This is a genomic window from Micromonospora sp. DT68, assembly GCF_049847245.1.
GTDB classification, from domain to species: domain Bacteria; phylum Actinomycetota; class Actinomycetes; order Mycobacteriales; family Micromonosporaceae; genus Micromonospora; species Micromonospora profundi.
In genome coordinates, this window is the sequence record NZ_JBNCNZ010000020.1 from 43,867 (window position 1) to 68,688 (window position 24,822).

The window sequence follows — 24,822 nt, forward strand, 5'->3', positions numbered from 1 at the left end:
TCAGAACCCCCGGTCCCGGCGCTCGCTGCGGGCCTGCATCCAGATGAAGACCACAGCCACCACCACGATGATCAGTGTGAGCACTGTCGAGATCGCGGAGCCGTAGCCGACCTGGAGCTTCTTGAAGAACGTGTAGTAGGCGAAGTAGGACGGCACGTTCGTGGCGTTCTCCGGGCCGCCCCGCGTCAGGGCGAAGATCGGCCCGAACACCTTCAACGCGGCGATGGTGCAGGTAAGCGCCACCACGAACGTCTCCGGCCGGATCTGCGGCAGGGTGATCGCCCGGAACCGGTGCAGCCAGTTCGCGCCGTCGACCTCGGCCGCCTCGTACAACTCGGGGTCGACCCGCTGCAACGCCGCCATGAAGACGACAACCGGGTAGCCGATCTGCACCCAGATCATCACCGCCATCACGCTGGGCAGGGCGGTGCCCGGGTCACCGAGCCAGTCGTGGCGCAGCGCGCCGAGCCCGACCGCGTCGAGCAGGCTGTTGAACGCGCCGTCGGGGCGCAGGATCCAGCCCCAGACGATGCCGGCCACCACGACGGGAAGCACCTGCGGCAGGTAGAACGCGGCCCGGAGGGCGGCGGCGGTGCGGGGTTTGAACCGGCGGCCGATGATGTCGAAGAGCACCGAGGCGAGCAGCAGCCCGAGCACTGTCGGCGCCACCACCATTGCCACGAGCATCGCCACCGTGTTGCGGAACGACGCCCAGAACACCTCGTCGTGCAGCAGTTGCCGGTAGTTGTCCAGCCCGATGAATGTGGGGTCGCCGACGCCTGACCACTTGGTCAGCGACAGGTAACCGGTGCCGACCAGCGGCGCGCCGATGACCAGGACGAACAGGACCGCTCCGGGGAGCAGATAGAGCCAGTACGCCGCATTGCGGCCGCGAGGTGCGCGGCGGGGTGCGGGAGGGGTCGGTGTCGCGGCCGGGGCGGCGACGGTCTCGGAGACTGCCATGGAAGATCCTTCCCGGTGGGGCGGCGGACGCGCCGGTTGCGCCGGTCGCGCCCGCCACCCGCCGCGTCACTTGCCGGTGATCTCCTTGACGCCATCGGCGTACGGCTTGGCGATGGTGTCGAGCACCGCATCGGGAGACTTCGACCCGTTGATCAGGGCCTGGAAGCCACCGACGAGCACGTCGTAGTAGCCGGGCACCGGCCAGTCCGGGTAGAACGCCAGGCCGTCCTGCTTGCTGACGGTGTTGAAGTCCTCGATGAGCTTGCGGTCCTTCTCATCGGTGATCTTCGCGGGGTCACCGGCCACCGGTACGCCGCCGTTGTTCCCGATCAGGTCCTGGATCTCCGGGCGCAGTGTGATGTCGATGAAGTCGTACGCCAGGCTCTTGGCCTTGCTCGACGTCGGGACCACCCAGAGGTTGCCGGACGAGCCGGCGTGCAGCGTGTTGCCCGGGAAGAGGAACGTGTCCCAGTTGGCCTTCATCTCGGCCTTGAACCGGCCGTACCACCAGCTGCCCGAGACGATCATCGGGGTCTTGCCGCCGATGAACGCGGTGCCCATGTCCTCGGCCTTGAGGCTCGCGGAGTTCTTGGCGACGTAGCCCTTCTTCACCCACTCGGCGAAGGTGTCCGCGCCGTACTTCAACGGGTCGGCCTTGAAGTCGACGGGGTTCTTGTAGAGCTGGTAGTTGTCCACGAACTGCCGGTCGGCCCTGGCCAGCGCCAGCTGGTAGAAGAGCTGCCCGGCCGGGTATTCGGCACCGGCCATGCCCAGCGGGGTGACGCCCTTGGCGACGAAGGTGTCCATCGCGGCGGTCATCTCGGCGAGGGTGGTGGGCACCGTGACGCCGTTCTGCTGGAACAGGTCCTTGTTGTAGTAGACGGTGACGTACTCGCCGTAGTTCGGCACACCGAACCAGTTGCCCGAGCCCATCACGCCCTTGTCGCTGTACCGGGCGGTGGTCTGGAGGCTGGGGCTGAGCTTGTCGGCCCAGCCGCGCTTGTCGGCCTCGGCGCTCAGGTCGGAGAGCAGGCCCTGGGAGGAGAGCAACCCGGCCGTGGCGTTGCCCTTGTTGTACTCCATGATGTCCGGGCCCTCGGACGAGTTGATGATCATCCCGGCGTTCTGCTGGATCTGCTCGAACGCCTTGCGCTCGAAGCGCACCTCGACGCCCGGGTGCTCGGCCTTGAAGATCTCGATCGCCCGGTCCCAGGCGATGCCCATGGCGCTGTTTGCGCTCTCGTAGTGCCACAGCTTCAGGGTCTTGGCCCCGCTGTCGTCACCGCTGTCACCGCCGCCGCAGGCGGCCACGGTGGTCGTCGCGGTCGCCGCCAGGGCGATCGCGGCGACGATCCGACGGATTCGCTGCATTGCTATCCTCCTCGTTGAGTATCGAGCCCGGTATCTCACTGGGCCCGTCGTCGCGTTGCAGCGCGGCGGCGGGCCGTTTTAGCTGGTCAGCCCCCGACCGTCGGTAACGGTTCGGAGGTGGTCACTGTCGGCCGTCGTGGTCCAGAGGTGGTCACTGTCGGTCGTCGTGGCGCGGCGGTCGATCCGCGGATCTCCAGCGCGCACGGCAGCAGTTGCTGGGGGCGCTCGTTGCCGGGCCCGTCCAGGTGCCGCACCAACGCCTCGATCGCGATCCGCCCCAGCGCCGATCCGGGCGACGTCATGGCGGTCAGCGCCGGGGTGGCCAGCTCGGCAACCTGCGGAGAGGTGACCATCGAAACGACCGAGACGTCGTCGGGCACCGACAGCCCACGACCCGTCAACTCCCCGAGGATGCCGAAGATCGCGGTCTCGTTCATGGCCAGCACCGCGGTCAGCGCCGGCGCCTGCGCGAACGCGGCGGCCAGGGCTGCCCGGCCGCCGGCGGCGCTGTCCTCGGTGGGGATCATCACCGGATCGAGGCCGTACCCGGTCATCGCCGCCACGAACGCGTCCCGGGTACGCAGCGCGGGGCCGTAGCCGCTGGCCAGGGTGGCGGCCGAGTGGTTGACGTACACGATGTGCCGGTGCCCCAGGCCGACCAGGTGCTCGACGGCCTCCCGTACGGTCTGCTCGAAGTCGATGTCGACGTAGGAGAGCGTGTCGGCGTCGCCGGTGCGGCCGATCAGCACCAGCGGCACGCCGGCCTCCTGGAGCACTGTGACCCGCTCGTCGGCGAGCTGCACCTCCATCAGCACGACGCCGTCGAGCATCCGCTGGGTGGCGAGCCGCCGTAGGTCGTCCAGGTCACCGCCGCCGCCGATCGGGGAGAGCACCAGGTGGTAGCCGGCGACGCTTGCCGCGGCGGCAGCCCCGGTGACGAACGCGGTCTCGGTCGCACCCAGGCCGCGCTCGTCCATGGGCATCAGCAGGCCGAGGATCCGGCTGCGCCGGCTTGCCAGGCCACGGGCCATCGCGTTGGGCTGGTAGTCGAGCTCGGCTATCGCCGCGAGGACCTTGTCCCGGGTCGCCTGCGAGATCGGCCGGGTGCCGGTGAGCACGTACGACACGGTGCTTACCGACACCTGTGCGAGGCGGGCGACGTCGTGCATGGTGGCCACCGCGTACCTCCTTCGGCCCGGTGGGGGAGTGATCCCGAATTGAGCGTCGAAGCGTTTCGACTAAGCGTTTCGACAGACGCTAGGGCACCTGTTACGGCGTCGTCAATAGCCGATGTCGAAATGAAGTCGGGCCCTCCGGCGATCCGGGCCCGCGCCCTTGCCGGCGGCGGTCCGGACCCGGCCCACTCTCACCTGCGCCTGCGCCTGCGGCGAGGGGCGCCCCGCGCCCTGATCACGCTCGATCCTGGAAATAGTCCCCTCGGCCAAGAGGGAGACCACTACATCCAGGATCGAGCACGATCAGGGGCGCAGGGGCGCAGGGGCGCAGGGCAGCGCGGCGGCGATGATGCGCGCAGCCGGGCCGCCTACATGTCGATGTTGAACCGTTGCAGCACCGACGGGGCGATCAGGCCGGCGGTGGCGAGCGCAGACACCACTGTGAGTACGGTGCGCAGTACGACGACCTCGGTCTTGCTGCCGGTGCGCAGCGCGATGCTGTTCGGCAGGCCGATCATCGTCCACATCCGACGTTTGATCGGGATCGGCCACAGGATCGGCACACCGGCTCTGGTGATCATGTCGCCGAGGATGTGCACGAAGCAGCCCACCCCCACGGCCGTGCCGATCAGCGGATAGCCTCGCCCGCCGGGCAGGTTGGCGAAGGTGAACCAGGCCGCGCCGGCCGACGCGAGGGTCACGATCACCCAGCCGGCCCGCTCGGCCCACTTGTCGAAGAGCCCTCGCAGGGCGAGGCCGAACATGAAGAACAGGATCGTGATCACCGCCCACTTGCCGTACGCGGCGCAGAGCGCGGTGGTGCCCCAGCCGACAAGCAGCGTGAACGGGATGGTGTGGGTAAGCGTCCGGTGGCCGTTGTTGCGGCGCGGATCCTTGCTGAGCTTCGTCGCGTAGTAGACCCCGAGGGAGATCTTCTCCATGACCTCGGCGACGAAGAGGGAGAAGACCCCGAAGGTGCGGGCCACTGTGGCGCCACCCTGGTTGCGGGTCACCTTGCCCGACAGGTCGAGGTCGGGAAAGAGCGCCCCACCCGCGCACACAGCGGTGCCCACGGCCAACGCCAACGGTGACTGCTGGTAGTCGGCGAACTGGTCCAGCGCCCAGGACCCGGCCAGCCATACCGCCGCGCCGGACAGCGCGTGCGACGGTCCCATCATCTCGGCTCACCCTCCCCAGGGATCTTGAGCGCCAAAACTACGCCACTGTAGTCAGGGGCCGCGCCGCAGGGGCATCAGCCGAACCGTCTACAACGGACGGTGTCAGAGGGTGGGTGTGAAGCTCTGCCGGATCATCACGAAGTATGCCGCGTTGACCTGCCAATCGAACTCTTTTGTCAACCACGAGACGGTGAACGCCTGCCCCGCCGAAGTGTTGGCGAGCAGCCGGATGCTGTGCACCCGCTCCCCGGCGGCGTTCTCCCAACTGCACTCCCACAGCGCGGCGCCGTCGAAGACGTCGAGCCCCGAGATGTCCACCTTCCGGTAGCCAGGCAGTGCCGCGCCGCCGACGAGCCGGGTCTCCTCGGCCCTCCAGTGCGCCACCGGGTCGGCCCGTCGCGGACCGACCTCGACGCTGAGCACCCGGGCCCCGCTGGGCTCCCGGAAGCAGGTCACCGCCTCCTCGGTCCAGCGCGCCCAGCCCACCGGCGCGGCGATCCGAAAGCCGGCGGGGTCGTCGTGCCAGGTCCAGCCGGTCCGCAGCCGGTAGCGTGAGTCGGCCGGCGGAGACATCGACGGCACCGGCGTGGCCACGGGTGGCGGGGGCGTCGCGCAGGCGAACGCCGCCGGTCGGGTGGCTGTCGCACCACCGCCGGCGCCGGACGGTGTGGCCCGCTCGTCGTGGCGGTTGATCAGCACAGCCGTGACGCCTCCGGCGACCAGCAGCGCCACAGCGGTGACCGCGCCAGCCGCAGCGATCAACCGCCCACGCCGTACGCCCCGGCGGCCCGCTGGCCAGGCGGGCGGCACGGGCAGCTCGGCCGGCTGCTCCGGGGGCAGGTCAGCGGGCAGTTCGGCGGGCGGTTCAGCGGGAGGTGACGCCGACCGGCCGGCGTCACGCAGAGCCGCCACCGCCGCCGAGCGGGCCGGTTCGGCAGGCTGGTCGTGGGCCGCGACAGCGGCGGCGCGCAGCAGCGGCTCGGCCTCGGCGGCCGTCAGCCGCCGCCACGGGTCGCGCTGCAACAGCCCGGTGAGCACGGGACGCAACGGTCCGGCGCGGCGCATCGGGTCCGGCGGTTCGACTGCCAGCGCGCTGAGCGTTGCCATCGCGCTGGACCGGGCGTACGGGGACTGCCCCTCGACCGTCGCGTAGAGCGTCGCGCCCAGCGACCACAGGTCGGTACGTGGGTCGGAGACACCCTCGCGGGCCCGCTCCGGGGCGACGAACTGCGGTGAGCCGAGCACCGTACCCGGGCCGGTCATCGTCCCGTCGCCGCCGTCGAACGTCGCCAACCCGAAGTCGGTGAGCACCACCCGCCCGTCGTCGGCGACGAGCACGTTGTGCGGCTTCACGTCGCGGTGCAGCACACCGGCGGTGTGCGCGGCCCGCAACGCGGCGAGCACCGCCAACCCGATCCGGGCCGTACGCTGCGGGCTCAGCGGACCCTCGGCGCTGATGATCTGTTGCACCGATCGGGACGGCACATACTCCATCACGATCCACGGGCTGTCCCGGTCGTGCACGACATCGTAGATGCGCACGACGTTGGGGTGGTTGAGCCGGGCGGCCGTACGCGCCTCGCGCAGCGTCCGGAACCGGAGTTCGGCGCGGTCGGACTCGGCCAGCCAGGACGGCGGAACGACCTCCTTCACCGCGACGTCGCGGTGCAACATCTCGTCGCGAGCCAACCAGACCCGGCCCATCCCGCCGGTGCCGACCAGGTCGAGCAGCCGGTACCGACCCGCGATCAGCAACTGCTGCACGGTCGCTCCCCCTCGGTCACCCCGAGTTACACGATAACCACCGATGCGGGTTTTCTCATCCGCTGAGCGGCCTCGATCCACGACGGACAGAGGGGGCAACCACGGCCGTACGGCGCAGGTCAGGGGGGTGGTCGGAAACTGCTTCGGATCACCGGCCAGTCAGCGTTGGCCGCCGTCCAGTCCCCGTCGTGGGTGATCCAGCCAAGCGTCCAGCGCCCGCCCCCGACGACGTCCTGCCGCGCGTGCAGCATTCCGCCGTGCGGTGTCCGCCACCGGGACTCCCACTCCGCGCCCGCGCCGGTGTCGGCGAGGCGCACCTCGTCGTACCCCACGAGGGCGCCGGCCGCGGCGGCCGCGTCGCGGAGCGCGCGCAGCCGGGTCAGCGGGTCGGGCGCACCGCCCTCGGCGACGCTGAGGGCCCGGCCGGTCGCCGGGTCCTGGAAGCAGGCCACGGCCCCGTCGCGGGAGTAACGCCAGGTCGCCGGCACCGAGATCCGAAAGCCGGTGGTGTCGGCGTGCCACACCCAGCCGGGTGGAAGTCGCAGCCGCTCGCCCGGTGGCGGCGACCAGGCCGGCACCGGCGTGCCGACGATGTCCGGGCGTACGCAGGGAAACGGGGGAGGGGCGATGCTCTGTCCGCCAGGTGGCGGGACGGGTCGGCCACGGCCGTCGCCGGGCGGCCTGTCCGGGCCTCCACCGTCGTTCGGGCCGCCGTCGCCGTACTGCCCGTCCGGGCCGCCGCCGGGTAGCTGATCCGTCGACGACACAGTGGGGCGGGCGGCGGTGTCGCTCGGGCCGTCGCCAGCGAACGCCAGCGCGGTGCCGACGCCCGCGGCGACCACCACCAGCAGCGCCGTGCCGACAACCGCCGCCTGGCGTCGCGTCGGTAGCCGTCCCGATCGGGCGGCCGCCGCCGCTGCTGTGGACGCCACCTTCGCCGACGGCCGACGACCGGGCCCGCCGTCACCAGCGCTGGCGGAGACCGGGCCGGTGTCGGTCGAACCGCCGTCGGACGGGCCCGCGTCATCTGGGCCGGCGCCGTCGGAGCTGCCGGCATCCGAACTGGCGACCGGCGCCGCGGCGTCGCTTGTCGCGGCGGCGTCGAGCAACCGGTGGGCCTCGTCGTGGCCGAGGCGGTGCAGTGGATCGCGGGACAGCAGCCCGGCGAGCACCGGCGCGAGCGGCCCGGCGTGCGGGGCCGGGTCCGGTGGGCCGGCGGCCAACGCGCTGAGGGTGGCCATCGCGGTGCTGCGGGCGTACGGGGAGCGGCCCTCCACCGCGGCGTGCAGGGTGGCGCCGAGCGACCACAGGTCGGCAGCCACTGTGGACACTCCCTCGGCGGCACGCTCCGGAGCGACGTACTGCGGGGAGCCGAGGACCATCCCGGGGCGGGTCATCGCGCCGTCGCCACCGTCGAAGGTGGCCAGCCCGAAGTCGGTGAGCATCACCCGCCCGTCGTGGGCCATGAGCACGTTCTGCGGTTTGACGTCGCGGTGCAGCACCCCTACCGCGTGCGCGGCGCGCAGCGCGTCGAGCAGGGCAAGGCCGATCCGGGCGGCGCGGACCGGCGCCAACGGCCCCTCGTCGTCGAGGACGTCCTGAAGGGTGCGCGAGGGGACGTACTCCATCACGATCCACGGGCTGCCCTCGACCGGGACGACGTCGTAGAGCCGGACCACGGCGGGGTGGTTGAGCCGGGCCGCGGCGCGGGCCTCCCGCAGGGTGCGCGAGCGCAACTCGGCACGGTCGTGGTCGGTCAGCCAACTCGGCGGTACGACCTCCTTGACGGCGACCTCGCGGTGCAGCATCTCGTCGTGGGCTCGCCACACCCGACCCATGCCCCCGCGACCCACCAGGTCGAGCAGCCGGTACCGACCGGCAATCAGCACCTGCGCACGCTCCTCCTCAGCCGCTGTCCGGGGTACACCCTATCCAGCGGATCGGAAGTCACCTATCGGTCGTCCGACTTACCTCAGCAGGCGGCGTGGTCGGCGGCAGCGAGCAGATTGCCCTCCGGTACGGCGATCCGGGTACGGCCGCCGGCCAGTTGGGCAGCGGCGCGTCGGGCCTGGAGGGGGCCGTGCTCGCGGCGGGCGCTCGCGTAACTTGCGGCGGTGCGGGCCGCGATGGTGGCCCAGCCGTACCGCTCACCGACCATGGCACGGGCGCGTCGCGCGACCCGCCTGGCGAAGATCTCGTCGCCGAGGAGCTGACCGACGGCGCCGGCGAGGGCGGCGGGGTCACTGTGCGGGAACGTCACACCTGTCACGCCGGGTTCGACGATCTCGGCGAGGCCGCCGGTGCGGGCCACTGCCAGGGGCGCACCGGCAGCAGCCGCCTCCAGCGCCACCATGCCGAACGGCTCGTAGAGGCTGGGGACCACTGTCGCGTCGGTGGCGCCGAGTACCGCCGGAAGCTGGGTGGCGTCGAGGAAGCCTGTGAAGCTGACTGTCGAACCGAGCGCCAGACGGCGTGCCTCGGCCTCCAACTCGGCGCGGTACGGGCCATCGCCGGCGATCACCACGCGCAGCCCGGGGTGCTGCTCGCGCAGCCGGGGTACGGCGTGCACGAGGTGCTGCACGCCCTTCTCGTAGACGAGCCGTCCGGCGTACCCGACGAGGGGGCCGTCGGCGGCGAACCGGGCACGGGCCGACGCGACCGCGCGGGGCCGGGCCCGCCAGGCCCGGTCGTCGACGCCGTTGGGCACCACGTCGACCTGCTCGGCGGGTACGTCGAAGAGCGCGCCCACCTGGTCGCGCATGTAACCCGAACAGGTGATCACGCGGGTGGAGGCCCCGGTGAGCCAGTGCTCGACGCCGTGGATCGTGCGGTTCATCTCCTCGGGCAGCCAGCCCTGGTGCCGGCCCGCCTCGGTGGCGTGCATCGTCGTGACAAGCGGCAGGTCCAGGTGGTCGGAGAGGGTCATGGCGGTGTGGGCGACGAGCCAGTCGTGGGCGTGGATGACGTCGTAGGTGCCGGCTTCGGTGGCGCGCAGGGCGGTGCGGGTGAGGGTGTGGTTGAAGGCCATGGTCCAGGCCAGCAGGCTGCCGGTGGCCAGGGGGAAGGTGACGGGGTCTTCGGGGGCGCGCAGGATGCGGACGCCGTCGGCGTACTCCTCAAGGGGTGCGCCGTCGGCGTGGCGGGTGACGACTGTGACTTCGTGGCCGGCTTTGGCGAGGGCTACGGAGAGGGCGTGGACGTGTCGGCCGAGGCCACCGACGAGCACCGGCGGGTACTCCCAGGACAGCATCAGCACCCGCAGGTGACGGGTGGGGTGGATGTCGATCACGTGGGCGTCGGGTGACATTGCGGCCCCCTTTGAGTTGTCCCCGGGCGCGCGCCGACCGGCACCGAACCCGGTGCCGCCGTCGCGTCTGGATCGGGCCCCATCCTGCCGGGGCCGAGATAACCAGCGGAGACACCGCCGTTGCGGTCATGTAAAGCGCTACTGGCCCTTTCGGCGCACCCGCAGCAGCTCGGCGACCGACCATGCCTGGAAGGGGCATCCGGTCGCGGCGTGCGGCGCGAGGCCGTCGGCTGTCTCGCTCACCGAGCCTAACCCATATTCGGTCAGATGAGCCTCAATACCGACCAATACGTCATCGACCGACATCTTGCCCCTGCGGCACGCGTCGACGTACGGGCCGACGAGCCACGGCCACACAGTGCCCTGGTGGTAGCCGCCGTCCCGCTCCGCCGGACCACCACGGTGCCGACCCACGAACTCCGGCGAATCCGGTGCGAGACTGCGCGGCCCCAACGGAGTGAGCAGCCCTGCCGCGACCCGCCGCAACGTCGGCTCGTCCGGCTCCAACGGCGCGAACGGCAACGACCACGCCAGCAGCTGGTTGGGTCGCAAGGCGTCGTCGTCGTGCAGGGCCGCGCCACCCAGCGGGTACGCGGGAGCGGGCGCGTCGAGCACGTCGTACAACCAGCCGGCCGGGGACGGATAGCGGCCCCGGAACGAGGCGGTCGCCTGCCCGTGCCGCCGCCACAGCTCGTCCGCGTCCTGACCGGCCAACTCGGTCAGCTCGGCGAGCCCGGCCAGCCCGTTGATCCACAGCGCGTTGACCTCGACAGGCTTGCCGGTACGCGGAGTGACCGGCACCCCGTACACGCGGGCGTCCATCCAGGTCAGGGCGGTGCCCGGGGCGCCCTGGGCGAGCAGCCCGTCGGCCGGGTCGACGCCGATGCCGTAGCGGGTGCCCGCCACGTGGGCGTCGATCACCGTACGCAGCGCGGGCAGCAACTCGTCGCCGAGATCGGTGTCACCCGTGACGGTGACGTGTCGGCTCACCGCGTGCAGGAACCACAGCGTGCCGTCGACGGTGTTGTACTCCACCCGCCCGGTGTCGGCCGTGTTGGCGAGCATCCCCTCGGACAGCGTCGCCGCGTACGCCCGCAGCAGCTCCCGGCCCTCGGCGGCGCGATTGGTGCAGAGGAAGAGCCCTTCGTAGGAGATCATCGTGTCCCGCGACCAGGCGCCGAACCACGGATACCCGGCGACCACGTCGACCGCTCCGCCGCCAGGACGCACCACGAACGCGTCGGCGGCGAGCGTGAGCGTCGCCTCCACGTCATCCGTCGGGTTCGCCGTCGCCACCACCTGACGGTTGCGTCGCCGGGCGGTCGCCACGATCTGCGCGGCGGGCGGCGGCTCCTCGTCCAGCCGGCCCGCCCACGCCCGGACCGACACCGTGTCGCCGGGGCGTTCCAGCTCACCGACGAAGCGTCCGGCGTACCAGACGTCCTCGTCCGGGTGCAGCCCTCGGATGGCCTCCTCCCGGTGGTGCACGCCAAGCCACCACTGCCCTTCCGGCGTCCAGCCCGGGCCGGCGAGCCGGTACGCGCCCTCGACCACGGCGCCGTCGCCGACCGTCTCGACCTGCGGCGTGGGACCGTCGGCCCGCCGCTCGCCGTGCGCGTCGCGCCAGGTGCAGGCGGCCGACAGCTCCAACCGGACCGGGCCGCCGGCGATCAGCCGGTGCACCACCGCCACGCAGGACCGGCCGGGCAGTATGGCCAGCTCCCGCTCGATCACGACGCCGCCGATCCGCCACCGCCACCGGGGCAGCCCGTCGACCAGGTCGAAGCGTTCGAGCAGTTCGAAGCCGCGCGGGTCGACGTCGCCGGAGGCCCACTCGTGCGCGCCGAGCCGGACCCGCGCGCCCGACGGCAGGGTGACCGCCGGATCGAGACTCGCCAGTCCCACCTGACGGGACGCGGGTGTTTCGCCCGGCACCACTAGCAGACCGTGGTACCGGCGGGTCCGCAGTCCGGAGACCGTGCCCATCGCGTACCCGCCGACACCGTCGGGCACCAGCCACTCCCGGCTGGACGCGCTCGCCAGATCGCCACAGACCTGCGGGCCGAAGTGAATGTCGATCAACTTTCCTCCACCGACGGCAAGGTGTAACACGCCACGACGACAATGGCTGCTGTGGTCAAGTACGGAGACGGCGTCAAGGATGTGTACGTGATCACTGACCGATCGTCCTCCGACGCCTCGCCACCCGACGCTGAGCGGCTCCGGCTCGCCCAGGCCGACTCGGGGGAGCAGGACTGGCGCGCATGGGGTCCCTATCTGTCCGAACGGGCGTGGGGGACGGTACGGGAGGACTACAGCGAGCACGGTACGGCGTGGGACTACTTCCCGCATGACCACGCGCGGTCCAGAGCCTACCGGTGGAACGAAGACGGGATGGCAGGCGTCTGCGACGACCGGCAGACCTTCGCGTTCGCTCTCGCGCTCTGGAACGGCAAGGACCCGATCCTCAAGGAGCGGATGTTCGGCCTGGGCGGCGACAGCGGCAACCACGGCGAGGACGTCAAGGAGTACTGGTGGTACGAGGACTCCACGCCCACCCACTCCTGGATGCGCTGGCGCTACCACTACCCGCAGGCGGCCTTCCCGTACGACGAACTCGTCGCCGTGAACGCGCTGCGCGGCCGGGATGACACCGAGTACGAGCTGGTGGACACCGGCATCTTCGACGAGGACCGGTACTGGGCGGTGACAGTCGACTACGCCAAGGCGTCCCCGACCGACCTGTGCATGGTGGTGACGGTCGCCAACCGGGGTGACCGGGCGGCGACCCTGCACGTGCTGCCTACCCTGTGGTTCCGCAACACGTGGGCGTGGGGTCTGCCCGGGGGCGACCGGATTCCCCGACTGACCGGCGAAGGCACCCGGCTGGTCGGTGAGCACCGGGTCCTCGGCCAACTGCTGCTGGAGGGCGACGGTGGCCCGGTGCCGCTGCTCTGCGACAACGACACGAACGCCGAGCGGCTCTGGGGCCTGCCGGGCCGCTCGAAGTACCCGAAGGACGGCATCAACGACCACGTGGTCAATGGCGCGGCCACCGTCAACCCGGCCCGGGAGGGCACCAAGGGCGCGCTGCACTACGTCCTCGACGTGCCGCCCGGCGGGCAGCGCCAGATCCGGCTGCGACTTACCCGTACCGCGTCGCCTCCGGCGTCGGCCCCGCCGCCCCCGGCCGACCTGCGCGACGGCTTCGAGGCGGTGGTGTGGGCGCGGCGGGCCGAGGCGAACCGGTTCTTCGCAAGCGTGATCCCGGAGGCCGCCACAGCCGATGAGGCGCTGGTCGCCCGGCAGGCCATCGCCGGGCTCATGTGGGGCAAGCAGTTCTACCACTTCGACGTCAAGCGCTGGCTCGAAGGCGACCCGGGGTCGACGCCGCCGGCCGGGCGCCGGCACGGACGCAACAGCGCCTGGTGGCACATGACCAGCTTCGACGTGATCTCCATGCCCGACCCGTGGGAATATCCCTGGTACGCAGCCTGGGATCTGGCCTTCCACTGCGTGAGCATCGCCCGCGTCGACCCCGGCTTCGCCAAGGAGCAGCTGCTGCTCCTGCTGCGCGAGTGGTACCTGCACCCCAACGGGCAGATCCCCGCGTACGAGTGGGCGTTCGGCGACGTGAACCCACCGGTGCACGCCTGGGCGGCGCTGAAGGTCTTCGAGATCGACGGCGGGCGGGACTTCGAGTTCCTGGCCCGGGTGATGCACAAGCTGCTGCTCAACTTCACCTGGTGGGTCAACCGCAAGGACACCGGCGGCAACAACGTCTTCGAGGGAGGCTTCCTCGGGCTGGACAACGTCGGTCCGTTCGACCGCTCGGCGGCGCTGCCGGTGGCGGGTGTGCTGGAGCAGTCCGACGGCACCGGCTGGATGGCCATGTACGCCCTCAACCTGCTGGACATCGCGATCGTGCTCGCCGAACACGACCGCACCTGGGTGGACACGGCCACCAAGTTCTTCGAGCACTTCGCGTACATCGCCGCCGCCGCGTACGAGCAGGGGCTCTGGGACGACGAGGACGCCTTCTTCTACGACGTGCTGCGCCTCGCCGACGGCACGAAGGTGCCGTTGAAGGTCCGCTCGGTGGTCGGGCTGCTGCCGCTGGCCGCCACCACCAGGCTGACCGCCAAGACCCTGCACCGGCTGCCGGAGCTGGGCGCCCGGCTGCGCTGGTTCCTCACCAACCGCCCGGAGTACGCGCAGGTGATCGGCACCCGTCGCCTCGGCCCGGACGGACGCCAGCAGCGGCTGCTGTCAATGGTCGGCCCGGAGCAGGTGGTCCGGCTGCTCGCCCGGATGCTCGACTCCGACGAGTTCCTCTCCGACTTCGGCCTTCGTACGCTGTCCCGCGCGCACCTGGACAAGCCGTTCTCGGTCACCCTCGGCGGGCAGGAGTTCTCCGTCGGCTACGAACCTGCCGAGTCGACGAGTGGGCTGTTCGGCGGCAACTCGAACTGGCGTGGTCCCATCTGGATGCCGACGAACTTCCTGCTGATCAGCGCGCTGCGCGACTACGCGGCGTTCTTCGGCGACGACCTCCAGGTGGAGTATCCGACCCGCTCCGGTGTGAAACGGTCGCTGGACGAGATCGCCGACGACCTCTCGGCCCGGCTGATCTCGCTGTTCACCCAGGACGACTGGGGGCGCCGCCCGATCTACGGCGCGGCGCAGCTGTTCCAGACCCACCCGGACTGGCGGGACCTGATCGCGTTCCCGGAGTACTTCCACGGTGACAACGGCGCCGGCCTGGGCGCCTGGCACCAGACCGGCTGGACGGCCCTGGTAGCCGACCTGATCCTCACCCTGCGCCGCTGACCCGCCCTGCCCTGCCCGCAAGATCCGAGCAACATCAGGGATGCTGCTGCCTCCGGCCTCCGGGAGACAGCACCATCACCGAAAGTGCGCGGATCTTGCCGGCGCGGGCCGGGACGTGCTTCTCAGCGGTTTGCGCGTTCGATGCCTCTGCGGACCAGGTTGCTGACGCCGGGAAGGGTGATCGCCCGCATTGTCAGATCGTTCATCCAGACGTGGAATCGGCTTGGTGGCGCGTACTGGAGCATTCCCCGGCGGGCGAGTGCCTGTCGCTTGCTGACCTCCGGGCGTAGGCCGGTCTCCCACTCGGCAAGTGCCGCCGGGAGGTCGTCGCCGTGCCGCCGCAGTGCCGCGCCGAGGTGGTCGGCGCCGGCCAGTGCGAGGGCCGCGCCGTGTCCGGCGAAGAGCGTGACGCACCACGCCGCGTCTCCGAGCAGCACGACCCGGCCTGTGCTCCAGTGCGGCATGACCACCTGGCTGACGGCGTCGAAGTAGGCGTTGGCCGGGTCCTTCGTGAGGTGGCGGATCGCCTCGGGAACGCCGCCGCCCAGATCCCCGAACGCAGTGCCCAGCGCCTCGACAGGCCCGCGCCGGAGATCGGCGCCCGGGTCCGCGCATCGGTACGTGAAGAACACCGACGACCGCTGCGGGCCGAGGTTCACGATGGCGGCCGTCCGGCCCGGACCGATGAACGTCGTCGCGGAAGACTCGGGCACGCCGGGCACCGGGTGGTCCAGAGGGAAGGCGGCCACGAGGTACGGACTGTCAACCACGAAATCAGACCCGAAGACCGCGGTACGCGTTGCCGAGTGCACTCCGTCGCAGCCGACTAGCAGGTCAGCGTGTTCGGTGGTGCCGTCGCTCAACTCCACGCGTACGCCATCGGTGTCCTGCTCGACGGACTCCACAGTGGCGCCGAAGCGGATGTCCGCACGGTCCCGCGCCGCTTCGAAGAGGCTGGTTTCCAGGTCGCCGCGGAACACCGACATGGTGCGTTCGCCGAGGGCGGCTTCGGCGATGGCGGCAGGCACTGTGAACTTGGGTCGTCCGTCGGCGTGCACCAGCACTGTGGTGAAGAGTCCCAGTTCGGAGGCGGACAGGGCGGGGAGCAGTCCGAGGCGTTCGGCGGCGTCGTACCCCGGGCCGATCAGGTTCACCATGTAGCCGCTGCTGCGGCGGCCTGGCGCGCGTTCCACGACGACGACGTGCCACCCGTCGCGCCCGAGTCGGAGGGCTGTGGCCAGCCCGGCTATGCCGGCACCCACGATCACCGCGCGTTTCATCAAGTACCTCGCAACCAGGAATGAGCATCTGCTCAAACTAGTATGAGCGAATGTTCATACCGATGTAAATGGCGGCGGCGGTACCGCCTAGACTTCAGGCATGCCGCGCGGTGTCGCCATCCCAGCGCTCAGGCAGCAGCTCTTCGCTGCCGTCGAGCGGCTGATCGCGCAAGACGGACCGAGTCGACTCACCGGCCGTGCCGTGACGCGCGAAGCCGGTGTCGCGACCGGTCTGCTCTACGCGCACTTCGCCAACTTCGACGACTTCCTTACCGCCTACGCGATCGACCGGGCGTTCCAGGTCTCCGGCGAGGTGGCCGGCCTACCGGAGCGCGCCGGGTCCGACACCGTGGCGGAAAACCTGCGGCAGGCGGTCCTTGCGACACCGCTGGGCACGCTTACGGCGTTGGCCCGGCTCACTGCCTCCCGGCCGGAGCTGACGGCACAGGTCGAGGCGGTGCTGGGCAGTGGGATCTCGGGGTTGCACGGCATCGAGCGCGCGATTGCCGGCTATCTGGCCGCCGAGCAGGGGATCGGGCGGGTGCCCGCCGGGGTCGACACCGAGGCGCTGGCTCTGGTGGTCGTCGGCGCGCTGCACCACGTCGCGCTGACCAGCCAGGCCGACTCATCGGCGTCCCACCGCGTCGAGCGTGCGATAGGCGTCCTCACCAGCGGCTTCCCCGCCGTCGCGTCCGAGGTCGCGCCGCCGCGCCAATGATCGTGCTCGATCATTGTTGCGGTGGTGTCGCTTGCGGCAGGAGGCCACCGCTTCCTGGTTCGAGCACGATCGTCGCGATCGGCGGCCGCCGCGTGGTGGTCGTTGGGCGAGGGCCCGGGTTCAGTGGCGCGGGCGCAATCCGTTGAGCGCTGTGGCTACGACGCGATCGGCGTACTCGGCGGTGAGGGGGCCGCTGCGGTGCAGCCACCTGTTGAGCAGGGGACCCCAGATCATCTCCACGGCCACGTCGAGGTCGAGGTCCTCGGCGAGTTGCCCCGCCTGCTGGGCGCTGCGCAGCCGCTGACGCTTGGCTTCCTTCAACGGCCCGTCCAGCCGTTCGGCGTAGACGGCAGCCAAGTCCGGGTCGTGCGCGATCTCGGTGGCCAACGCCCGCATCGGCTGGTCGTGCCGGGGGTCGTTCAACTCCTCGACGGTGGCGCGGAGCACCGCGCGCAGGTCGGCTTCCAGGTCTCCGGTGTGGGGCAGCACCGGGGGCTCACCTTCGCTGGCGCTGAGCAGGAGGAAGGCGTCGAAGATGACAGCGCCCTTTGACGGCCACCAGCGGTAGATGGTCTGTTTGCCCACGCCGGCGCGCGCGGCGATGCCCTCGATGCTGAGTTTGGCGTAACCGACCTCCCTGAGCAGGTCGAACGCGGCCGTGAGGATGGCCTGGCGCGAGGTCTCCTTCCGGCGGGCGGCGTTGGGAGCGGCCCGGTGTTGCGTCGCCATGGGCCGAAGATACCAGGTGCGAGACGGTCCGTCTCGTCTTGACGGGAGGGGTGGGCGCGACCTACCGTCAGGTGCAGGCGAGACGGTCCGTCTCGTCTCGTATCGACGGAGGATGGAGATCGACTGTGCGCACCCCGACCGGCACCGCACCGCGTACCTGGTTCATCACCGGCGCCAGCCGCGGCCTGGGCCGCGCGTTCGCCATCGCCGCCCTCGAACGCGGCGATCAGGTGGTCGGCGCGGCGCGGACCATCGCCCGGCACGACTTCGACGAGCGCCACGGCGACCGCCTGCTCGCCCTTCCACTCGACGTGACCGACCGGGCGGCGGTCTTCGCCGCCGTCACCACCGCTGCCGAGCACTTCGGAGGGCTCGACATCGTCGTCAACAACGCCGGCACCATGTCGCTGGGCATGCTCGAAGAGTTCACCGAGGTGCAGGCGCGGGCACAGTTCGAGGTCAACGTGTTCGGCGCGCTCTGGGTGAGCCAGGCCGCGCTGCCGTACCTGCGGGCCCGGCGGGCCGGCCACATCGTGCAGATCTCCAGCATCGCCGCGCTGGGCGGCTTTCCGAGCACCGGAATGTACAGCGCGAGCAAATTCGCGCTGGAGGGCATGAGTGAGGCGCTGGCGATGGAGGCCGCGACCTTCGGGACAACGGTCAGCATCGTGCAGCCCGGCGGCTACTGGACCGACCTGTACACAAGCGCGACCTCCACAAGCCCGATGGAGGAGTACGGGCCACTGCGCGCCGAACTGGAGCGGCAGTGGGCCGAAGACTCGATCGACAGCGAGCCCCGACTGGCCGCCGAGGCGCTGCTGAAACTCGTCGACAGTGACGATCCGCCGCTGCGGCTCCTGCTCGGCAGCACGGTCTACGACCTGGCGTTCGACATCTCCCGCCGCCGGATGGACACCTGGGCCGGCTGGGAGCAGGTGAGCAGGCTCGCCGAGCACGCCGTCCCGGCCCCTGGTGGCACACCCTGACGCCAGTCACCAATCCGTCACCAAGCGACTACCTGCGGTGTTCGACCGTACGCTCGTGTGCGTGCCCGGACCCACCGAGAAGGCCACCGAAGAGGAGCGGCGCGACCGCATCGTCGCGTTCGCACGGGAGTTGGCCGAGGCGGAGGGCTGGCCGGAGGTGAGCACCAGGCGTCTCGCCGAGCGGGCCGCCGTCGACCTCGGTGACCTCTACCGACACTTCGCGGATCTGGAGGCGCTGCTCGCCGCTGTCGCCGCGTGTGCACTCGTCGACCTGGCCGCCGACCTGGCGGAGGCGCACGCGGAGGCCGCCGGCAGCGCCGAGGGTGCCTGGCCGGCCGTCGCGAGCGCGTACCTCGACTTCGCGTACGCCAATCCGGAGGTCTACGACGCGATGCTCGCGATGACCCCCGACCTCGCCCTCGGCGTGGATGGGGTGCCGGCCGCGCCGCGGGCGGTCTTCGCCGAGCTGCGGGCTGCCCTCGCCCCGCTGGCCGAGGGTAGGGACCCGGACGCCCTCGCCGAGGTGGGCTGGAGCCTGCTGCACGGCGTCGTGATGCTCACCCGGGGTGGCCGGCTGCGACCCGAGGGGCAGGAGGAGAGGGAAGCGATGATCGCGGAGAGGCTGCTGCGGTGGCCGTGACGGCAGCGGAAAGTCGCTGGGTCCGGTGCCGGGGACGGCCTAGAGTCTCGGATCGTCGACGGAGTCAGCGCGAGAGGTGGCGGTGTGACGGTGGACGTGGCGGCTCGGCGGGGCGCTCAGGTGTTGATCTTCGACGCGGACGACACACTCTGGGAGAACAACGTCGTCTTCGAGCGGGTGATCGACGACTTCCTCGGGTGGCTCGACCACCCCACCCTGGACCGGGCGGAGATCCGGACCATCCTCGATGACATCGAGCGGGCCAACGCCGTCGCGCACGGGTACGGCAGCAAGGTCTTCCTGCGCAGCCTGGCGGACTGCCTGGAACGGCTGCGCGAGCGACCGGCCACCGACGCCGAACGGCAGGAGATCGACCGGCTGGCCCTGGCGCTCGTGGAGCACCGGGTGGAGCTGATGCCCGGCGTCGCCGAGGCGCTCGACGAACTGGCCGGTCGGCACGAGCTGCTGCTACTCACCAAGGGCGAGCGGGAGGAACAGCAGCGCAAGCTGGACGCCTGCGGGCTGCTGCACCACTTCCGGGCCGCGCACATCGTCGCCGAGAAGAAGGTCGACACGTACCGGTGGCTGATCGGGGAGCACGGCTTCGACCCGGCTGGCGCGTGGATGATCGGCAACTCCCCGAAGTCGGACATCGTGCCGGCCCGGGCGGCCGGACTGAACGCCGTGTTCATCCCGAACGAGAACACCTGGGTACTGGAGCACGACGAACTGGATCCGACCGACACGGGCATCCTGCGGCTTGCCGAGTTCCGCGATCTGCTGCGGCACTTCTGAGCGCCCCCAGGAATCTGAACAGCGCCAGCGGCGATTGGTGCGTTACGCCGACGTGCCGCTTTTCCCCTTTGAGATCAGTCACGCCCGCCGACGGTCCGTGGCGGCTTGTCCGGCCCGTCGCGGCCCGCCTAACCTGGGCCGGCGCTCACGGTCCTTCGGGGTGTGCCGGGGGCGTACCGGCGTCCGGCGGGTGGGCACCGTGGAGCTGAGTGCTGAAGCGGCCGGCTCTCTCCGTCGAGCTGCGCGGCGTCGTGCCACGCCCGGGCGTGACGGGGTGCCGGAGCTGTCCGCTCCCTGCCGGTCCGCCGGGGGTCAGGGCCGGGTAGTTGCGGACCCGGTCCTGACCACGCTCCGCCGCATGAGAACACGACCAGTCGGACGATGCCGGCCGCGCTGGCGGCCGGCCTCGGCATCGTTTTCGGGCTCAGGACGGCGCGCCGCCGCGGACGATTGCCACCGCCACGCGGCAGAACTCGTCCATGTCCGGGTTGAAGCCGGCCGCGATGTCGGGGTGCAACCCGGATCGGGTCTCGTCCAGCAGCCGCTGGCAGACCTGCTCCACCGGCTCGCCGCCGTAGTCGGCACGGACCCGGTCGGTGGCCGCCTGGAGCGCCGAGGTCAGCTGGTCCTCCAGGGGACCACGCAACTTCTGCTGCACAGCGTCGAGCCCGCGCGGGTCGAGCGTGACATGTGGTTCCGACATCGGTGCTCCCTTCGTCGGCGTCCGCGATACCCCACCGCGGCCGTCGGTCAAACGCCTGTCGGTACGGCGGCAACCCGCACCTGGTACGAGAATTCCTCCGCGGGCTCCTCCTGGTACGACAAACGGCGGATCTGCCTGTCGTCGTCGTAGAGGGCGACGTCCACCAGGACGCCCAGGTGCGCCAGGCCGATGTTGGACACCCGCTTCTTGTCCTGCAACACGGCACAGACGCCGCCGAGCAGGGTGCTGGCGTCGGACGTACGGTGCCCGGGCGGGCAGCGCAGGACCAGGTCGACAGTGATCGGCCCGGGCAGCGGCGTCCAGCCGGTGCGCTGGGCCGCTTGCAGGGCGGCCTGGAGTAGGGCGCGGACCCTCGTCGCCTGCCGGTGCCCGGCGGCGAAGATGGACAGCGCTTCGGTCTTGACCGGTGGCAGGCCGCTCACCTCGAATGTCAGGGCGAGAGCGCGGGTGTCCTGCACGACGGCACCTCCTCGTTGGAAGGATCCTGCCGAACCGGGGAAGCGGCGGTGCGACGTTCCCGCGATTACCAGCCGATCGGGCAGGCGGGGTCGGCCGGAGGCGTGTCGACGGCGGCGGCGAACGCGCTGGCTGCGGCGCTGGGAAAAACGCTAGTCGATGCGGCCCGCGCCCGGTAGTCGGTCGTTCACCCGGTAGGGCGGGGTGCGAAGGCGCAGAACTCGTTGCCTTCCGGGTCAGCCAGCACCCACCACCAGTGCGCCTCGTCGAGTGGTTCCCGCAGCAGCGTCGCGCCGGCCGCGATCAGTGCCATCGGCTCCGGGGCGACCAGTTCGACGTCCCAGTGCAGCCGGTTCTTCACCGTCTTGGGCTCGAGCCCACACAGGAAGAATCGGATAACTTGCGGAATGTTGTCTAGGGAAGGTCAGCGAAGCCGAGAATGGTGAACGGTCTGGTCATTTCGCCTGCGGCACAGCGGGGGCGGTCAGCTGCTGCATGAGGGTGTGCAAGCCGTTCCTGATCAGCCGTCCGTACTCGTCGTCGCCGAGCGCGTCGATTCCGGATTGGGCGTGGCGCAGATGCTCGCGGGCGCGGGCGCGGGCGAGGTCGCCGAGCTTGCGGTAGCAGTCGGCGAGGTTGAGGTGCAGTGATGGATACAAGCCGGCGACTGGTAGGGCTACCCCCGCTTGCGTTGTCTGTTCGTCGGTGAGTCGGTCGGCTGCTGTGAGCGCCCGCTGGTCCCAGAGCAGTTCCTGATGCACGTCGTCCTGCACGTCGGCCATCGTGTGCGCGAGCACGCACACGTGCAGTGGGTTGCCGTGGTCGCCGCCGATCTCGTCCCAGATCTGGCTGAGCAGGTGGCGAGCGGCGTCTCGCTGACCTTGGTGATGGTGCAGCTGCGCTGCCTCACCGATACGAACAAGGATTTGGTCGGTGGTCATCGATGCCTCTCGGCGTGTCCGTCGCGAAGATGGCACACAGAGTATCTGTATGGGTTCGATTCGAGCGGCGCCGATCGTGGGACTAGGCATGGCGACGAGAGCCTGACAGTCATGGCCTCGATCGGGTGTCGACCCGCCACCGGACACGCCCCTGGAAGGCCGGTCTTGCCTCCTGCTGCGCGCCCAAGGGCCGCAACGCCGCCAGGACCGGAGTCCTGGCGGACGTGCACGCGTGCCGGTCGGCCACGCTCGGCTGCGCGGCATTCTGTTTCATCCCCGCAGACCGGGCAGCCTACGTACCGCTGAAACCGTTTCGCTCGGGCCCCGAGCTAGGGGAACAGCGGGGGCAGGAGGATTCTTTTCGGACGCCCCAAGTGAAGGTGGTACTTCCCTCGCCGCCTCCGACGGCGGTGACAGTGACGGTGTAGCTCCCAATGGTGCTGAGTGTGCCGCTGATCAGGCCGGTCGAGGGGGCGATGGCAAGCCCAGGAGGCAAGCCGGTCGCCGACCAGGTGTACGAACCGCTCCCGCCGGTGGCCTGCATCTGCAGCGCCACGGTGTCCAGCTTGAGCATGCTCTGGGTCCCCGGGTTGGTAACCGTCACCGCCCCGCTGGGCGGGGGTACGGGAATATCCGGTGGCTGGCAGGTCAGCAGTACCGGCTGAGACTCTGTCGATCTGGTGATGAACTCCGGATACCCCGAAAGGTATTGGACTGTGCCGGTCGCGCGACCCGAGTAGTAGCCCGACTCGCAGCGTTCGCCCGGATTGTTGACGCCAGTGCCGAAAACGGGGGTTAGGGTTGGGTCCTGCCAAACCAGAGTACGGCCGTTCACTGTCTGGCCGGGGCCGGCGACCAGTCCGTGGTAAAGCAACTCCACGGTGAGGTCGATACGTCGCACTGGACCGTCGCACTGGATCGACGCGCCGTAGAGGATGGTCTTGGGGTCAACCAATCCCGGTGGGTTGCCCGGCGAGACCCACCAACAATTGTGGCCGTCGGGATCCGCGGCGGATGCCGGTGCGGCGAAGCCCAGGGACGCGATGACGATGGCAACCGAGGCCATGGTCATCAGTAGGCGGGATGTGTTGCGCCACAAGAGTTTGATATGCATCGCTGCATAATCGCATGGCAACATCGGAGTCGGCAATGTCCGAGCCTCCGGTGTTCCGTTGACCCGGGCCCCGGTGCCGCAATCCGGTTGATTCGCCGGCCCAATAGCGGTGACTCCCAATCTTTTGTCGCCAGCCCAGGGCCGTTTCAACATTATTTTTATAAGGCCGAGGATGGTGAATTAAACTCATGAAGGACCACTGTCCTGGCGGTTGCTGCGCTTCCTCCAGCACGTAGTCGGTAACGGTCCCTATCAATTCCCCAAACCCGCTCACTGGGGATGGGCGTGTCCGCCAGGGTTGCTCACCTGGGCCGTTGAGCCGCACGGATGCCCTGAGCACGTATCGGCGGTAGTCGTGTCGCCCCACGCGCAGGCAGGTTTCGTGGCTTCGCGGGTGGGGCAGTGTAGCCGCACAGAGCATCCGGGTCGGCGTGTTTCCGCAGCTTGTCGGCTTGGAAGCGGCTCGCCGCGCACCGGGGCGCGGATGCCTCCCCGGTCTTTAGCCGAAGAGAGGGGGAGGGCGATGACGGACCCCGAAACGGCTCGACACCGGCGTCGGCCGGCTGTCCGGCTGGGGGCGGCTGCTGCTGCGCTCGCACTGGTCGCGCCGCTCGCCGCGTGCGGCACCGGCGACGGTGACGGCGGTACGCCGACGATCAACCTGTACTACCCGCCGGAGCAGAACCTCCAGAAGGTCGTCGACGACTGCAACGTGCAGGCCCAGGGGCGCTACAAGATCGCCTACCGGGTGCTGCCACGGCAGGCCGACGACCAGCGGGTGCAGATGGTGCGCAGGCTCGCCGCCGAGGACAGCGGCATGGACGTGCTCGGGCTGGACGTCACCTGGACGCAGGAGTTCGCAAGCGCCAAGTGGATCCGTGAGTGGACCGGCCAGGACAAGGCCGAGGCCGAGCAGGGCACCCTGGCAGGGCCGCTGGACACCGCCCGTTACGAGGGCAAGCTGTACGCCGCGCCGAAGAACACGAACGTGCAGCTGCTCTGGTACCGCAAGGACCTCGTGCCGCAGCCGCCGACCACCTGGGACCAGATGATCACGATGGCCCGGGAACTCAAGGACCAGGGCAAGCCCCACCAGGTGCTCACGATGGGCGCGCAGTACGAGGGTCTCGTCGTGCTCTACAACACCCTCGCCGCGAGCGCCGGCGGCAAGATCCTTTCCGATGACGGCAAGCAGGCGGTGATGGACGAGGGCGCGGTCCGGGCGCTGGAGCAGTTGCAGCGCTTCGCCACGTCCGGCGTGACCTCGCCGTCGCTGAGCAACGCCACCGAGGACCCGGTGCGGCTGGAGTTCCAGGGCGGTTCGGGCGCGTTCCAGGTGAACTGGCCGTTCGTCTACCCGGCGCTTCAGGAGGCGAACCCGGAGCTTGCCAAGCAGGTCGGCTGGGCGCGCGTGCCCGGCGTCGACGAGGGCACGCCCAGCAAGGTCACGATCGGCGGGGTGAACCTGGCCGTCAGCTCGTACTCCAAGCACCCGGAGCTGTCCTTCGAGGCGGCGCGGTGTCTGCGCAGCGCCGAGCACCAGAAGTTCTCCGCCATCAACGACGGCGTGCCGCCGACCATCGAGGCGGTCTTCAACGACCCGGAGATGGCCGAGGCGTACCCGATGAAGGACACCATCCTGGAGCAGCTGAAGGACCCGGCGACCCGCCCGCTGACCCCGGCCTACCAGAGCATCTCCACAGTGACGTCGGCGATCCTGTCGCCGCCGTCGGCGATCCGCCCGCAGCAGACCGCCGACGAGCTGCGCGGCGCCATCGCCGACGCCCTCGAATCGAAGGGGGTGCTGCCGTGAGCGCGAGGAGTGAGCCGGTTCTGCGAGCCCCGCAGTCG

Annotated in this window: 21 protein-coding genes; 6 read left to right on the top strand and 15 right to left on the bottom strand. The window is 70.3% G+C overall.

Translation table 11 applies throughout. The features are described from left to right. The 8 genes from ACPXB1_RS26910 to ACPXB1_RS26945 form a co-directional block, all read right to left on the bottom strand. Entirely contained in the window at nucleotides 1–963 is a 963-nt protein-coding gene (locus tag ACPXB1_RS26910) for a carbohydrate ABC transporter permease (protein WP_053652591.1), read from the bottom strand. 66 nt (nucleotides 964–1,029) lie between these two features. Further along, nucleotides 1,030–2,334 carry an ABC transporter substrate-binding protein gene (locus tag ACPXB1_RS26915; protein WP_355631088.1) on the bottom strand — a complete coding sequence of 435 codons (1,305 nt, stop codon included), beginning with the start codon at nucleotides 2,332–2,334 and terminating at the stop codon, nucleotides 1,030–1,032. 86 nt (nucleotides 2,335–2,420) lie between these two features. Next, nucleotides 2,421–3,503, bottom strand: a complete 1,083-nt coding sequence (locus tag ACPXB1_RS26920; protein ID WP_425735977.1) for a LacI family DNA-binding transcriptional regulator — start codon at nucleotides 3,501–3,503, stop codon at nucleotides 2,421–2,423. Between the two features lie 374 nt (nucleotides 3,504–3,877). Further along, nucleotides 3,878–4,687, bottom strand: a complete 810-nt coding sequence (locus tag ACPXB1_RS26925) for a metal-dependent hydrolase (protein ID WP_355594045.1) — start codon at nucleotides 4,685–4,687, stop codon at nucleotides 3,878–3,880. A 102-nt stretch (nucleotides 4,688–4,789) separates the two neighbouring features. Further along, nucleotides 4,790–6,451: a serine/threonine-protein kinase gene (locus tag ACPXB1_RS26930; protein ID WP_355594047.1), complete on the bottom strand. Its 1,662-nt coding sequence runs from the start codon at nucleotides 6,449–6,451 to the stop codon at nucleotides 4,790–4,792. A 119-nt stretch (nucleotides 6,452–6,570) separates the two neighbouring features. Continuing rightward, complete coding sequence (locus ACPXB1_RS26935) at nucleotides 6,571–8,340, bottom strand: protein kinase domain-containing protein (RefSeq protein WP_425735963.1); 1,770 nt, start codon at nucleotides 8,338–8,340, stop codon at nucleotides 6,571–6,573. 83 nt (nucleotides 8,341–8,423) lie between these two features. Next, complete coding sequence (locus ACPXB1_RS26940; RefSeq protein WP_355594051.1) at nucleotides 8,424–9,758, bottom strand: glycosyltransferase family 4 protein; 1,335 nt, start codon at nucleotides 9,756–9,758, stop codon at nucleotides 8,424–8,426. Between the two features lie 138 nt (nucleotides 9,759–9,896). Further along, nucleotides 9,897–11,840, bottom strand: a complete 1,944-nt coding sequence (locus tag ACPXB1_RS26945; RefSeq protein WP_425735964.1) for an amylo-alpha-1,6-glucosidase — start codon at nucleotides 11,838–11,840, stop codon at nucleotides 9,897–9,899. A gap of 42 nt (nucleotides 11,841–11,882) precedes the next feature. On the opposite strand from ACPXB1_RS26945, the gene ACPXB1_RS26950 reads away from it, so the two are divergent. Beyond that, nucleotides 11,883–14,588, top strand: coding sequence for an MGH1-like glycoside hydrolase domain-containing protein (locus tag ACPXB1_RS26950; RefSeq protein WP_355594055.1), 2,706 nt, complete (start codon nucleotides 11,883–11,885; stop codon nucleotides 14,586–14,588). Nucleotides 14,589–14,710: 122 nt separating this feature from the next. On the opposite strand, the gene ACPXB1_RS26955 is transcribed toward ACPXB1_RS26950, so the two are convergent. Further along, nucleotides 14,711–15,868 carry an FAD-dependent oxidoreductase gene (locus ACPXB1_RS26955; RefSeq protein WP_425735965.1) on the bottom strand — a complete coding sequence of 386 codons (1,158 nt, stop codon included), beginning with the start codon at nucleotides 15,866–15,868 and terminating at the stop codon, nucleotides 14,711–14,713. A gap of 100 nt (nucleotides 15,869–15,968) precedes the next feature. Here ACPXB1_RS26955 and ACPXB1_RS26960 point away from each other — a divergent pair, with 100 nt between their 5' ends. After that, nucleotides 15,969–16,586 carry a TetR/AcrR family transcriptional regulator gene (locus ACPXB1_RS26960; RefSeq protein ID WP_355594059.1) on the top strand — a complete coding sequence of 206 codons (618 nt, stop codon included), beginning with the start codon at nucleotides 15,969–15,971 and terminating at the stop codon, nucleotides 16,584–16,586. Between the two features lie 120 nt (nucleotides 16,587–16,706). Here ACPXB1_RS26960 and ACPXB1_RS26965 read toward each other — a convergent pair whose 3' ends face one another. Continuing rightward, nucleotides 16,707–17,315, bottom strand: coding sequence for a TetR/AcrR family transcriptional regulator (locus ACPXB1_RS26965; protein WP_425735966.1), 609 nt, complete (start codon nucleotides 17,313–17,315; stop codon nucleotides 16,707–16,709). Between the two features lie 125 nt (nucleotides 17,316–17,440). Between ACPXB1_RS26965 and ACPXB1_RS26970 the strand changes: the two genes are divergently transcribed. The 3 genes from ACPXB1_RS26970 (at nucleotide 17,441) to ACPXB1_RS26980 (ending at nucleotide 19,736) form a co-directional block, all read left to right on the top strand. Then, nucleotides 17,441–18,301: an SDR family oxidoreductase gene (locus ACPXB1_RS26970; protein WP_425735967.1), complete on the top strand. Its 861-nt coding sequence runs from the start codon at nucleotides 17,441–17,443 to the stop codon at nucleotides 18,299–18,301. Nucleotides 18,302–18,362: 61 nt separating this feature from the next. Next, nucleotides 18,363–18,941: a TetR/AcrR family transcriptional regulator gene (locus ACPXB1_RS26975; protein WP_355594065.1), complete on the top strand. Its 579-nt coding sequence runs from the start codon at nucleotides 18,363–18,365 to the stop codon at nucleotides 18,939–18,941. Between the two features lie 120 nt (nucleotides 18,942–19,061). Beyond that, entirely contained in the window at nucleotides 19,062–19,736 is a 675-nt protein-coding gene (locus ACPXB1_RS26980; protein ID WP_355594278.1) for an HAD family hydrolase, read from the top strand. A gap of 424 nt (nucleotides 19,737–20,160) precedes the next feature. Here ACPXB1_RS26980 and ACPXB1_RS26985 read toward each other — a convergent pair whose 3' ends face one another. From ACPXB1_RS26985 to ACPXB1_RS27005, 5 genes are all read right to left on the bottom strand, one after another. Continuing rightward, nucleotides 20,161–20,439 (bottom strand): hypothetical protein, encoded by a 279-nt coding sequence (locus ACPXB1_RS26985; protein WP_355594067.1) that lies wholly within the window; start codon nucleotides 20,437–20,439, stop codon nucleotides 20,161–20,163. A 47-nt stretch (nucleotides 20,440–20,486) separates the two neighbouring features. Beyond that, complete coding sequence (locus ACPXB1_RS26990) at nucleotides 20,487–20,918, bottom strand: hypothetical protein (protein WP_355594069.1); 432 nt, start codon at nucleotides 20,916–20,918, stop codon at nucleotides 20,487–20,489. A gap of 185 nt (nucleotides 20,919–21,103) precedes the next feature. Continuing rightward, complete coding sequence (locus ACPXB1_RS26995; protein ID WP_355594071.1) at nucleotides 21,104–21,277, bottom strand: VOC family protein; 174 nt, start codon at nucleotides 21,275–21,277, stop codon at nucleotides 21,104–21,106. A gap of 94 nt (nucleotides 21,278–21,371) precedes the next feature. Continuing rightward, complete coding sequence (locus ACPXB1_RS27000) at nucleotides 21,372–21,857, bottom strand: hypothetical protein (RefSeq protein WP_425735968.1); 486 nt, start codon at nucleotides 21,855–21,857, stop codon at nucleotides 21,372–21,374. Between the two features lie 292 nt (nucleotides 21,858–22,149). After that, nucleotides 22,150–22,971, bottom strand: coding sequence for an Ig domain-containing protein (locus ACPXB1_RS27005; protein ID WP_355631058.1), 822 nt, complete (start codon nucleotides 22,969–22,971; stop codon nucleotides 22,150–22,152). 523 nt (nucleotides 22,972–23,494) lie between these two features. Between ACPXB1_RS27005 and ACPXB1_RS27010 the strand changes: the two genes are divergently transcribed. Next, nucleotides 23,495–24,784 (top strand): ABC transporter substrate-binding protein, encoded by a 1,290-nt coding sequence (locus ACPXB1_RS27010; RefSeq protein ID WP_425735969.1) that lies wholly within the window; start codon nucleotides 23,495–23,497, stop codon nucleotides 24,782–24,784. The last annotated feature ends 38 nt before the right edge of the window (nucleotides 24,785–24,822 follow it).